Origin of the sequence: Mesorhizobium sp. M8A.F.Ca.ET.057.01.1.1, assembly GCF_003952565.1 — a bacterium.
In the GTDB taxonomy this organism is placed as follows: domain Bacteria; phylum Pseudomonadota; class Alphaproteobacteria; order Rhizobiales; family Rhizobiaceae; genus Mesorhizobium.
In genome coordinates this window covers 6113708-6125745 of sequence record NZ_CP034454.1, presented here as the reverse complement: position 1 = coordinate 6125745, position 12038 = coordinate 6113708, and the positions used below count along the sequence as shown (strand labels likewise).

Below are 12038 nucleotides of genomic sequence, written 5' to 3'. Positions count from 1 at the left end.
TCGGCGGAGAGCATTCCTGTACATTCTGAATGAGGGTTCTCTAATCCCTCGCAGCAGCTCGCGTTGCCGCGCCTGTTTGGCATTGCAAGCGACGCATTGCCGGTTGCCCACGAAGCGTTCCGCGCGGTGACCTTCTTTGCAGGTCTGCCCCGTATAAAAACGAGAAAGGCCGCTCGCGGCGGCCTCTTTTCTACCCAGCACGATTGGTGTGCCGACACTGTGTAGTGACATTCACGACTCCTATTGTTTGGTGAAATACGCCTCCTTTCCGCGTCCAGTTTGTGAGTGGTAACTGACCCTGTACGCTTCCAATTTTCTGGCCAACGCAGACGACTGCTGGCGCAGCTTGGCGATCATCCGTTCCAAGCTGGACGGATTGATCCCTAAGGCCTTTGCGATTTCAGATTTGGTGTAAGGACCTGGGTCCGCGGTCTCGAAATAGTCCGTCAGTTTGACCTCAGTCGGGACTTTGCGTGCCTTTCGCTTGGTGGCACCTGACAGCCAGTTCGCTAGCCGTATACCGGGCATCTGATGTTGGATTGCTCGTACAACGGCTTGTCCGGCGTTCCCGCTCGGCAAGAGCATGTAGATTTCCGTTGGCTTGCAATTTCCATCGGCATCGGTGGCGTTTCGGCATTGGATACGATTTATGGCCTGGACTACGCTCCTGGCTATGAAGCCATCGCCGAGTGCAGCCCGTATGTCAGTGTGCTCTTCGTACTTACGATTTCCGGAGAACCACTCGTCCGACTGTCGTCCTTGATGCGCAATGAACCTCTGAGCGGGTTCTATGTCATCCAGATAAGGGAGGCCGAATAAAATCGCAGCTTCGCACCTGTTCCAATCATTCTTGCCATCAAGGTTGCCCCAATTGTCGAAAACTACGCTCCCATCCCTAGGCCGGTAAGGCTCGATGGAGGGTAGGGCGCTCTTGTGTGCACATACGAGGACTTGCTTTCCAGCTAGCTGCTTTGACAAGTCGCCCCAGACCACAGGCCACTCCTTCGCTGCATGCTGCGCGAGATGTTCCTTGCCAACCTTGTGTCCGTAGGAAACGTGCAGGGTGACATTGCGATAGCTACGTATTCCGGGTGGACGCGGCAGAACATCAACCTGCCGACTCATGATCGAATAAACGGGGTCTACGCCGGCAGTCGCATCTAGGATGACGCCGTGCGCTCCATCGATACCCATGAGCGACCTAGAACTGTGCAACTGGATCCGTCCACCGCGTCTGCTTGTCCATCCGTGGCCGATGCGGGTTATCGCTTGTAACTGGTCTATTTGCTCAAGATATTGAGGCTTGGACGATCTCTCGATGCGCGAACCCAGTTCGGTTTTCGTAGCCGGTCTGTGCTCGATCAATTTGGCAAATGCATCGTCCGATGTGCCAGCGATGCCTGCCCTTAATCCGCTCAGATCAATGCGTGCCAAGATGTCGAAGCACTCAGCATCGAGCCCTCGATCAGATCGGCCAAGGTCTGTGTCCGTGAGTCGGATCGAGAAAGCGAATAGTTGCTCGGAGGCAGTTCGCAGTTCGCCATGCATGGCCCTCGCAAGATCGCCCGACATTGATCGTAGATTGCTCGCGCTTAAGCTGTAGGCATCGGCCCAGTCGAAAGCTTCATCGATAACTATCCAATTGCGCTTAGCTCCGTAGTAACCCAACAACCTGTTTGACTTGTCGGTCAAGCCAGTATCTGCAATCTCCAATAGCGCCAGCCTGTACGCGGCATGTGTGGTGATAACCACTGGAGCGAATGCAAGCTGATCGTTAGTGGCAGGAGCGTTTTGGTGTACCGCTCTAGCCATCGGCCAACCAGCAAGGTTGTTGATACCCTCCGCTAGTTTGTTCGCTTCCTCTCGGAACTTTGTGACAATGAGCGCTCCTGGGTGCTGTATAAGGTCCTGCATCGAGCACAGAACTTTCAGGGCCTCAGTCTTCCCTGATCCGGTAGGCAACTGGACAACCTGCCAGCGCACTTGGTCAGTGTTGCGACTGCAAATGGCCTGTGCGAGCTGTTGCCAGCCCTCTGTCAAGGCATTCGAGCTGGTTTGTTCAAGGGATTGTTTCCAGTGGCTGTTCATTTGCTTGGTAAAAGATGTGAGCATTTGTTCCTTTCTCTTGAGACAACAAAAAGGCCCACCGGCTCGCAAGCCGGCAGGCCCAAATCTGAAAGTCCCGCAGTTAGCTCTTAAGATAATTTAGGGACAAGTGAGGGAGTTTACGGATTACGATGCGGCTAGACCGGAAGGTCGAATTTGGTATTCGAGAATTTTGGAGAATGAAACAATTTCATTCATGTGCCTGACCCCAAAAATCTCTATTCCATATAGGAAGTAAATTGGGGTTTGTAGGTCAGCCGGGTGTGAGCGGGCGACCCGGCAGGCTAATGCATTCTCCCATTCCGTTAGTCGCTGAAACAGTCCAGGCCATAGCACGGACATTGGCGCTGAACGCCAACAGAAACTGTAAGTCACTTGGACTGTGGGGAACCGGCATCACATCTCTGAAATAGATGTCGGTAGCTCTCATACTGGTATCCAATTTCGCTATCGAAACAGCCAAAATTGGCTTTTCACGAAACCAGCTTCTCTGAGCCCGACACATGACGATGATCGAAAGCTCTGTTCCGTCTTCATAAAGAAGCGATGCCGTTATAATGTCCTTGTGGCCGTCTGACGGGATCAAACCAAGCTTTGCCAGACATAGCTTTACCAACTCGGCAACGTAGCCCGGCATGATAAGTGCGTCGTTCGTCATAGTGCCACCTGCTGGCTGGGTTTCCTGAGTTTCGCAACGATGTCTTGCGGCTTGAGATGGGTGTATCGGAAAAGCATTCTTGGGTCTTTGTGTCCGCTTATGGCTGCTACCTCAGGTACGTTCAAGCCAAGTTCGAAAAACCGGCTTACTGCCTCATGCCTGAGGTCGTGGAACCTGAAATCAGCGATGCCCGGCTTAAGCTTTGCTGCTCTGCGTTTGCATCTTTCCCATGCAAGGCGAAACGCATTTGCTGAGACCGGAAACAGCCGATCATCAACTGCCGCATCCCGTAGGCTGCGCAGTATGAGCACCGCGTTCTCTGACAAGGGGATGGTTCGTGGGATGTCGGTTTTTGTTTCCGGTATCGACAGCAGGGCATTAGCGAGGTCAAGGTTTGACCGTCGTATGTTTAGAAGCTCGCCACGCCGCATTCCGGTTTCGATTGCCAGTCTGATACCGGGCTCCAACCAATCCGTTCGGCCATCTGCACAAGCAGCTAATAGCGCCGCAAACTCATCTGCATGGAGCCTTCTGGTGCGTCCGCTAGCCGCTTTGGGCTTGCGCACGTTGGCAACTGGATTTGCATGTAGGGGTACGTCCCATTCACGCCGAGCGACCTCAAACACGCTGCGCAACAGGCCCAGTTCCCTTATTACCGTCCCGGCCTCTACCTCTTTTAGCCTCTTGTCTCGATGCCGGGTGAATGCCTGCGGCGTGACCCGAGCTAGCGTGAGGTTGGCCCAGTCGTACCGTAGAAAGACCTCTATGCGTTTTGCTTCAGAAGCATGGCCTCGCTTGCCGGGTGTTACATCACGCACGTAGCGTCGTAGTAGGTCTGCAACCGTAGTACGTTGCAAGGTGGACGGATCGTAAGCTAGCGCTGAGCGGTCTAGCTCCTGTTCGGTCTGTCGTATCCATCTCAGCGCGTCGGCACGGTTGATGAAGGTTTTGCTTATCGGGGTATGTCCAGTGCGGCGGACCTGTGCCTGCCACTTGTCGTTTCGCTTGCGTAGAGACGCCATCGGCGCTGCTCCTTGTGACCAGATTGTGACTGGTTGCTTTGAGGAGCATTTCAAGGAATGAAGCAGTCGCTCGAAACCCTTGCTGTATAAGGGTTTGAATTGGCGCACCCGACAGGATTCGAACCTGTGACCTCTGCCTTCGGAGGGCAGCGCTCTATCCAGCTGAGCTACGGGTGCTTTCAGGACGAAGAGCCCGGAAAACGAACCAGCCGGTGAACCGGCAAGTCACCGCTTCTTAGCGGAAGCCGACGCGGGCTTCAACGGGCAATTGATGATGTGCAGGATGCAGAGGCCCGCTTCGTAGGCGGTGTGGTCGGATAGGGGGTTTCCCCACTCCGTCTCGGCTTCGCCGATCCACCTCTCCCCCATCCGGAGGGAGAGGAAATTGAGCCTCACTGCGGCCCAACCGGGCTTTTCGCCGTCCGCCGCCTGCGCACCGCGCGCTTTGCCTTCTTGGCGCCGGCCAGCTCGTTCATCGCATCCAGCTGCATCTGCTGCATCTCGGCCAGCCGCGTCCATTGGCGCGAGATCAGGTAGTCGAGCTTTTCGTGCAGATGCCGCACTTCGAGCTCGGCCTTGAGGTTGACGCGGTATTCGTTGAAGGAGCGCAGGCGGTCTTTCACCTCCTGGCGCTTCTGGCTCATCATGATCACGGGCGCCTGGATGGCGGCGATGCAGGAGAGTAAAAGGTTGAGCAGGATGAAGGGGTAGGGGTCGAAGGCGCCGTTCAAGCCTTCGAACAGGTTGATGCCGATCCAGACCAAAAGCACGGTGGCGAACGAGATCAGGAACCACCAGCTGCCGCCGAAGGCGGCCATGTTGTCGGAGACGCGGTCGGGAAAGGTCCGGTGCTCCTCGAATTCTTCTTCCGAGTTTTCCGAGATCGTGTCCTGCTTGGCGATCGACTCCACCACCTGGCGGTCGAGCTCGGAGAACTCGCCGTGCTCCTGCTGCAGGAGCTCCTCCATGTAGCGCATGCGGTAGCGGCCGAGCTCCTCGCGGCTGACGCGCGCGCCCTTGGGCAGGTCGGGATGGTCGGAGCGGATACGGTCGGCAAGGCTCGGGCGCAGCGTGTCGATGCGCACCAGGTCGCGCTTGCGGAATTTGCGGCCCGAGATCGCCGACGGCTTTTTCTTCGGCTTCAGCCGCGACCCACCGGGGCCGGCGGGTTCGGAATCCGGCACTTCGGGCATGTCGAAATGCTCGTCGGAAACCTCGTGCAAATCCGCTTGCGTGGTCGACGCTTCGAAATACTCGCCGCCGCTGTCGTTCTCGTTGTCGGCCGACGTCTGCTCGGATGCCTTGGGAACGGTGCTCATAATGGGGCTCCTGCTGTCGTGCTGTAAGTTAGGATACGCCATGGCGACGGGGCAGTGCCACCATGGGTTTTCGCAGCGTATGGCATGCCTTCCGCACGATTGCGTGACAGTCGTGAAACAATAGCCGGCTGCAGGGTTTTTGTTAGCTTCTTGGCGGCGACGGCCCCCGCAGGCGCTTCGTCATCCGCGGGCGGAGCAGCCGCGCAGCGGCGTCGCGGAGACTCGAGGATGCATGCCGCGACCTTTGTCGGAGGGTGCAACGGTGCAGAATTCTGGACCGTGGCGACAGCTTCAGAGTCCCGGCATGGATCCTCGGGTCTGCGCCGCGTCGCTACGCTCCTTGCTCCGCCCGTGGATGACGAAGTCGGGGGGCCCGGACGGCCCTTCGCAGGCTCAGGGCGTTCGTCATTCGAAAAGCCAAGCAATTGGCTTGTCGTCCGCTGCGCGGACCACTCCTCACCTACTGCTGTTCGGCGAACATCAGCCTGGTCTTGGTGTCGGCCATGGTGGGCGACAGGCTGCGCTGGATCAGTGCTTCGACATGGTCGTTGCGCTGGCGGGCGCTGTCGGCGCCCATTACCACCACGATCAGCTGGCGGCCGTCGGCGTCGTAGGAGGTGACGATGTTGAAGCCGGAAGCCCTGATGTAGCCGGTCTTGATGCCGTTGACGCCGCGCACGCGGCCGAGCATGTCGTTGTGGCCGCGCACCAGCCGGCCGCGGAACATGAAGTCGCTTTCGGAGAAATAGTGGAAGTGCTGCGGGAAGCGCCGCTGCAACGACATGCCGAGCACCGCCATGTCGTGCGCGGTCGTCATCTGGCCGTCGTCGGGCAGGCCGGATGCGTTGCGGAAGGTGGTGCTGCTCATGCCGAGCTGGCGCGCCTTGGATGTCATCATGGCGGCGAACTGGTCTTCCGAACCGCCGAGATATTCGCCCACCGCCACCGCCACATCGTTGGCCGATTTGACGACGATGGCGCGGATGGCGGAATCGACATCAATCGTTTCCCCGCGCCGGAAGCGCATCTTGGTCGGCGGCTGCGAGGCGGCGTGATCGGAAACCGGGATCTGCGTCTCCTTGGTGACGCGGCCGGTCTCCATCGCCTCGAACAGCAAATAGAGCGTCATCATCTTGGTCAGCGACGCCGGATAGCGTTGCGCCGTCGAATTGACCTCGAACAGCTGCTTGCCGCTCTTTCCATCGACGACGATGGCGGCGTATTTCTGCGGCGGCGCCGGCACGGCCAGCACCGAGTCGGGCGGGGCTGTGGTCGAGCAGCCGGCAACCATGGCCGCCAGGGCCAGGACAGCCAGGATTTTCTGGAAGAGCGGAAAGAGACGCGGAAAGGACAAGGGCTGGACTGTTCTGGCGATGCTGTTGCTGAGATAAGGCGAAGCTAACGTAACGCGGCGGATGCGTCCATTTGGTTAATGCCGGTTAGCCCTGGGAATGTCGAGTGCCAGCGCGACCTGTTTCCTCGCCCCTGCCGAAGGCGGGGAGAGGTGGCCGCGTAGCGGCCGGAGAGGGGCCTTCGTAAGGCGCTAGCCTCGAAAAGAAATCCGTCTCCTTGAGGTCGGCGCATCCCCTCTCCGTCTCGGCTTTCGCCGAGCCACCTCTCCCCCACCCTGTGGGGGCGAGGAACTCGCGTTCTTTATTCGCCCCGAAAACGCCTGCTTCTCCTGTCTCTTCTTGCCAGAGCCGCGTTTCCCGTGGGAAGGAGCGTGGCATCCGGCGGCTTGGGGGCTTGCAAAATGACTGACATCGGGGCTGGCGCCGCGCCGTCGCTTATCAGGGCATCGCTCAGCCGCACCGGCAAATGGGCCGGGAGCATCGCCTTCATCGGCGGCGCCGTTTCCGACATCCTCAACCCGCTGGCGCCGTTCGCCGCCTATATCGCGCTGGTTGCCTCGATCGCGGCCGTCATCATCGCCATTGCCATCGTGCTCAGGCTCGTGCTGGCGGCCAAGGCACTGCCGGCACTGGTGTTCGCCACCAGTGCGGCGGCGGTTGCCGGCGGCGTCTACGCCGTGCAGAAGGAGACCAGTTCGCAGAACGGCATCATCGCCGGCCTGGTGCCGGCGATCGCGCAACTGCAGCAGTCGATGGGCATCGTCTCCGAAAAGGTGGCCAGGATCGAGCAGACCGTCACGCAAACGCAGAAAACCGTCGAAGAGGTCAAGAAATCGACCGACACGGTTGCGCAAAAAACCGATCAGATCGTCTCCGTCCAGCAGCGGCAGACGGCGCAAGGGGCCGAGACGCAAAAGACAGTCGAAGCGGTCAAGCAGACGACCGAGACGCTCGCCGCAGGCCAGCAGCAGCAAGTGGCCCAGGCCGAAAAGCTGCAGGCGACGACCGAACAGATCGCCGCCTCGATCGACACAATCGCCAAGGGGTTTGCCACCTTGGCCGCGCAAGGCGGCGCCATCGCCGAGCCGAAGCGACCGGACGAGTTCTACCACAATGCCCGCGTCTACGAGCTGTCGGGCGACATGCTCAACGCGCGGCGCTCCTACCTCGCCTTTGCCGGTTTCGATGTCGACGCCATCGACCCCTATACGCGCTTTGCCACGCTGCTGCGGGTCCAGGACGGCAAGGCCGGCGCCCGCGAAGTTTTCGGAGCACTGGCCGACAAGGGCAAGGCGCTGTCGATCAAGCTGGTGCATATCATGCAGTTCGACGATGCGCAGCGGCTCGACAAGCTCAGCGCCTTTATCTCGGCCAATCCGGATTTCGCGCCGGCCTATTACCTCGAGGCGCAGGAATTTTCGGAAGATCGCCTCGGCAGCCAGACGCTGGCCGACAAGCGCAGCGAAGCCCAGGCGCTGACCAAATTCGTTTCCTACGAAAAAGATGGCGGGCTGCTCAAATATTTCGTCGACCAGACCCAGCTTGCCGACTGGCTGGACCGCAGCCGCAGCCGGCTGGCGGCCCTTGGCGACGTCCTCGACCCCGCCCGCTTCGTGCCTTCGCTGACGCCGATGCGCTCCAACCAGGGCTGGTCGATGACCATTTCGCTGCCCGAGCCGGCAACCGCGATATCCTGGCGTCTTGGCGACACCGGCCCCTTCACCGACACTGGCCCGCTGGCGCTCAACGACCAGCGCACCGGCAAGCCGATGCCCAATCCGAGCTTTGAATTGCCCGACAGCACGGCGACGACCACCATCGCGATCAAATATCTCGACATCAGGGGGCGCGAGACCGGCCCGTTCGACATCCGCTTCGATCCGGATGCCGCCCTGCAGCAAGGCAACAAACAGATCCTCGACCAGTTCTGGACGTCATGGATCGCCTTCGACGCCAGCGGCAATCATGGGCTGGTCTATTTCACGCAGATGCTGTCCTACCGCTGCGCCATCAAGGAGGTGCATTACAGCCTGAATGGCGCCGTGCTCGACAAGGCGCTTGCCATGCCGCCCTGCAATGCCAAGGACCCCTACGCCATCCCCGATGATTTCCAGCCGTATTTCAAGGTTGCCGACAGCGTGAAATCGATGTCGGTGCAGGTGACCTATACCGACGGGACAAAATCGCCGGTGAGGGAATACAAGCGGCAGTAGCCTTTTCACCCTACGTTATGGTCTGCGTTATGCACACATCTTCTGTGACTGGCGCGACTGATCGGTCGAAGACTGGATTGCCATGTGGTCTCCCCAATCCGTCTCAGCTTCGCCGAGCCACCTTTCCCCCTCCGGAGGGAAAGGAAGGGAGCGTAGCTGGACGAGCGTTGACGACAAAAAGCCTGGCGCCTTTCCTCTACCCGGGAGAGGTGTCGAGCGTAGCTCGACGGAGTGGGGGTAGACCTGCGCGGCATAAGACATGCGTGCGACAAGCTGTCATGCACCTATCTGACGCAAAATGCGCACCCGCGCGCTTGCGCGGTGCGCGGAACGGGCTCTTCTTGGCACCCGTCAGATTCGGGTGAGAGCGCCATGGACACCATCACAATCAACGCCAAGGGCATTTCGGTTTCGCTCGACCTCACGGTCGGCCACATCGCCGACATGAGCATCGAGAGCGGCGGGCGCCAATTGCGGCCGCTGCACCGCGCGCCCTGGGTCGACACAAGCGAGACGCTGCCTCCAGACCTGCCGCGGGGCACCGTCCGGCTCTCCGGCGACTTTCTCTGCGCACCGTTTTCGCGCAGCGATGTCGAGGAGGCGCCGCTGCATGGCTGGCCGGCCAACAGCGCCTGGGATGTGGTCGAGAGCGGCGCCACCGAGGGCGGATGGCGCGCCGTCTTCCGGCTGCGCCACAAGGTGATGGGCGCCAGCGTCGACAAGATTTTCACGTTGCGCGACGACCATCCCTTCCTCTATCAGGAACACGTATTTTCCGGCGGGTCCGGCGCGATCCCGGTCGCCCATCACCCGATGACGGCGATGAAAGGCGGCGGCAGGCTGACTTTTTCGCCCAAGCGGTTTGCCGCTACGCCGGCCGATCCACTGGAGCCGGATCCTGCACGTGGCCGCTTCATGCTGGCCTATCCCCGTCGGTCGTCCGACCTCGCGCATTTCCCCGCTGCCGGCGGCGGCACGCTGGATCTCACGGACTATCGCATGGAGGATCGGCGCGAGGATTTCCTCACCTTGGTCGAGGCCGATCATGACGGGCCTGGCTGGACCGCGCTTGCGCGCCAGGCCGAGGAGGATCTGGTGCTGGTGCTGAAAAACCCGGCCGAACTGCCGGTCACCATGCTGTGGTTCAGCAATGGCGGGCGCGACTATGCGCCGTGGAGCGGCCGCCATGTCGGCGTGCTCGGCATCGAGGATGGGCGCACGGCGATTGGCCACGCCGCCTCGCTCGGCGACAACTGGCTGAAGCGCGAAGGCGTGGCGACGGCATTCGCGCTCGGCGAGGGCCACGGCGTCTCGTTCCGCCATGTCATCGGTGCGTTGCCGGTGTCGGGTGGCGAACCTCCACGAGAGATCACCACGGTGGATGGCCGCCTTCGGTTGGCCGGCTCCGCGGAGCCGGAGGTCCCGTTCGACAGTGATTTCCTGCGCATCGGCCAGCCAGCGGCGGCATAGTGCAAACCAGCCAACGGCAGGGTTTGAAATTTCCGCCGACTGCCGACAAGATGCGCCTGAATCGTGCGGAAGGAGCCAAAATGTCTGAAATCGCCCACCTCGCCGCCACCATCTTCAAGCGCGCCGGCAAGGCCAAGCGCTTTATCGTCGCCATTGCCGGGCCGCCGGGCGCCGGCAAGTCGACGCTATCGGCGGGCCTGCACGACCTTTTGCCGGAAGGCATGGTGGAAGTCGTGCCCATGGACGGATTCCACTATGACGACGTCGTGCTCGAGCGGCGCGGCCTGCGCGCACGAAAGGGTGCGCCCGACACGTTCGACTTCGGCGGCTTCGAGACGCTTCTGAAACGCATCCGCGCCGGCGAGCCCGACATTGCCATTCCGGTCTTCGACCGCGGCATGGAATTGTCGCGCGCCGCCGCGGCGGTCGTCGATGCCGAGACCAAATTCATCCTGGTCGAAGGCAATTACCTGCTGCTCGACGAGGAGCCGTGGTCGCGCCTTGCGCCGCTGTTCGATTTCTCGATCTTCGTCGACGTACCGCGCAACGAGCTCGAACGCCGCCTGATGGAACGCTGGCACGAGCATGGCCGTTCCGAAGCCGACGCGCGCGCCTGGATAGCTTCCAACGACATGCCCAACATCGAACGCGTGCTGGCACGGCGCCGGGCGGCCGACCTGGTCATTGGCTAACCCGGGTTAATCTGGATTAACCCGCTTAATTTTCAGTATTTTTCGACGGGAACCTTAAGACTTACAAGGCGTTATCCCGATCAGGCAATCATGCCAGAAGAGGGATTCCGTCCGATGGCAACCAAGGCAAAAAAGCCCGCCAGGGGCAAGTCAGCACAACCGAAAGCGACGCAATCGAAGGCCGGGGCCGGCCCGGCGGTCGCCCAGCGTTCAAGGGATGCCAAGCCCGCCTTCGGCAAGGCGCCGCCCAAGAAAGTCGTGCCAGGCAGCGCGGCGAAGGTGACCGCGCCGAAAGCGGCAGCGAAGACCGCCCAGGCGAGGAAGCCGGCGCCGGCCGGCGGCTCGAAGGTTCGCACGGCAGCCAACATTGCCGCCGGAGCGGTGGTGGCCACGGCGCGGAGTGTCGCGTCCCTCGCCGCCTCAGTGGTCGGCAAGGGTGGGCCCAAGGCGAAAGCAAAGTAGAGCCGCGCTTCCCGGCGGGGCAGATTCAGCTCCGCGCCGGGATGGTCAGGCCCTTCTGTACCGCCGGCCGCGCCAGGCCGCGCTCCAGCCACGCCGCCAGATTGGCGAAATCATCGAAGCCGACCAGGTCGCGCGCCTCGTAGAAGCCGATCAGGTTGCGCACCCAGCCGAGCAGCGAGATGTCGGCGATGGTGTAGTCATTGTCGATGATCCACTTGCGGCCCTTCAGCCTGACGTCGAGAACGCCAAGCAGGCGGCGCGATTCGTCGCGGTAACGCTCCAGCGGCCGCTTGCCGGCGATCTCGCGGCCGGCGAATTTGTGGAAGAAACCGACCTGGCCGAACATCGGCCCGACCGCCGCCATCTGGAAGAAGACCCACTGGATCGTCTCGTAACGCCGCGCTGCGTCCGCAGGGATGAGCAGGCCGGTCTTTTCCGCCAGATAGAGCAGGATGGCGCCCGATTCGAAAAGGCCGATCGGCGCGCCGTCCGGGCCGTCGGGATCGATGATCGCCGGGATCTTGCCATTGGGGTTGAGCGACAGGAATTCCGGCGTCCAGCTCTCGTTCTTGCCGATGTTGATCAGATGCGGCTCATAGGGCAGGCCGAGTTCCTCCAGCGCGATCGATATCTTCACTCCGTTCGGCGTCGTTGCCGAATAGAGCTGGATCTGGTCGGGATGCCTGGCAGGCCAACGGGTTGCGATCGGAAAGGCGGACAGGTCGGCCATCGAGAACTCCTGAG

Annotated in this window: 10 protein-coding genes and 1 tRNA gene; 4 read left to right on the top strand and 7 right to left on the bottom strand. The window is 60.9% G+C overall.

Annotated elements, in window-relative coordinates; all coding sequences use genetic code 11:
• Positions 1-240 precede the first annotated feature (240 nt).
• The 6 genes from EJ077_RS29085 to EJ077_RS29060 form a co-directional block, all read right to left on the bottom strand.
• On the bottom strand, positions 241-2112 hold the full coding sequence (locus EJ077_RS29085; protein ID WP_208698240.1) for a DEAD/DEAH box helicase: 1872 nt from the start codon (positions 2110-2112) through the stop codon (positions 241-243).
• A gap of 247 nt (positions 2113-2359) precedes the next feature.
• On the bottom strand, positions 2360-2764 hold the full coding sequence (locus tag EJ077_RS29080; protein WP_208698239.1) for a hypothetical protein: 405 nt from the start codon (positions 2762-2764) through the stop codon (positions 2360-2362).
• Entirely contained in the window at positions 2761-3786 is a 1026-nt protein-coding gene (locus tag EJ077_RS29075) for a site-specific integrase (RefSeq protein WP_208698237.1), read from the bottom strand. The genes EJ077_RS29080 and EJ077_RS29075 overlap by 4 nt, the downstream gene beginning before the upstream one ends.
• Positions 3787-3886: 100 nt before the next feature.
• A tRNA-Arg gene (locus EJ077_RS29070) sits at positions 3887-3963 on the bottom strand.
• Between the two features lie 215 nt (positions 3964-4178).
• Entirely contained in the window at positions 4179-5105 is a 927-nt protein-coding gene (locus EJ077_RS29065; RefSeq protein WP_208698235.1) for a DUF1003 domain-containing protein, read from the bottom strand.
• Positions 5106-5565: 460 nt separating this feature from the next.
• Entirely contained in the window at positions 5566-6459 is an 894-nt protein-coding gene (locus EJ077_RS29060) for a D-alanyl-D-alanine carboxypeptidase family protein (protein WP_208698233.1), read from the bottom strand.
• Between the two features lie 399 nt (positions 6460-6858).
• Between EJ077_RS29060 and EJ077_RS29055 the strand changes: the two genes are divergently transcribed.
• From EJ077_RS29055 to EJ077_RS29040, 4 genes are all read left to right on the top strand, one after another.
• Positions 6859-8670: a methyl-accepting chemotaxis protein gene (locus tag EJ077_RS29055; RefSeq protein WP_208698231.1), complete on the top strand. Its 1812-nt coding sequence runs from the start codon at positions 6859-6861 to the stop codon at positions 8668-8670.
• Between the two features lie 372 nt (positions 8671-9042).
• Positions 9043-10140, top strand: a complete 1098-nt coding sequence (locus tag EJ077_RS29050) for a hypothetical protein (protein ID WP_208698229.1) — start codon at positions 9043-9045, stop codon at positions 10138-10140.
• An 80-nt stretch (positions 10141-10220) separates the two neighbouring features.
• The gene (locus EJ077_RS29045) at positions 10221-10832 is read left to right on the top strand and encodes a nucleoside triphosphate hydrolase (RefSeq protein WP_208698227.1); all 612 of its coding nucleotides are present in this window, start codon (positions 10221-10223) and stop codon (positions 10830-10832) included.
• A gap of 114 nt (positions 10833-10946) precedes the next feature.
• Positions 10947-11294 carry a hypothetical protein gene (locus EJ077_RS29040; RefSeq protein ID WP_208698225.1) on the top strand — a complete coding sequence of 116 codons (348 nt, stop codon included), beginning with the start codon at positions 10947-10949 and terminating at the stop codon, positions 11292-11294.
• 25 nt (positions 11295-11319) lie between these two features.
• Here the strand turns inward: EJ077_RS29040 and EJ077_RS29035 are convergent, their stop codons facing one another.
• A complete protein-coding gene (locus EJ077_RS29035; protein WP_208698223.1) occupies positions 11320-12024 on the bottom strand; it encodes a glutathione S-transferase N-terminal domain-containing protein in 705 nt (234 codons plus the stop codon).
• Between the last annotated feature and the right edge of the window lie 14 nt (positions 12025-12038).

Excerpts from the sequence above, each read along its gene's own strand:
- EJ077_RS29085 (WP_208698240.1), bottom strand. The coding sequence starts at position 2,112 with ATGCTCACATCTTTTACCAAGCAAATGAACAGCCACTGGAAACAATCC.
- EJ077_RS29080 (WP_208698239.1), bottom strand. The coding sequence starts at position 2,764 with ATGACGAACGACGCACTTATCATGCCGGGCTACGTTGCCGAGTTGGTA.
- EJ077_RS29075 (WP_208698237.1), bottom strand. The coding sequence starts at position 3,786 with ATGGCGTCTCTACGCAAGCGAAACGACAAGTGGCAGGCACAGGTCCGC.
- EJ077_RS29065 (WP_208698235.1), bottom strand. The coding sequence starts at position 5,105 with ATGAGCACCGTTCCCAAGGCATCCGAGCAGACGTCGGCCGACAACGAG.
- EJ077_RS29055 (WP_208698231.1), top strand. The coding sequence starts at position 6,859 with ATGACTGACATCGGGGCTGGCGCCGCGCCGTCGCTTATCAGGGCATCG.
- EJ077_RS29050 (WP_208698229.1), top strand. The coding sequence starts at position 9,043 with ATGGACACCATCACAATCAACGCCAAGGGCATTTCGGTTTCGCTCGAC.
- EJ077_RS29045 (WP_208698227.1), top strand. The coding sequence starts at position 10,221 with ATGTCTGAAATCGCCCACCTCGCCGCCACCATCTTCAAGCGCGCCGGC.
- EJ077_RS29040 (WP_208698225.1), top strand. The coding sequence starts at position 10,947 with ATGGCAACCAAGGCAAAAAAGCCCGCCAGGGGCAAGTCAGCACAACCG.
- EJ077_RS29035 (WP_208698223.1), bottom strand. The coding sequence starts at position 12,024 with ATGGCCGACCTGTCCGCCTTTCCGATCGCAACCCGTTGGCCTGCCAGG.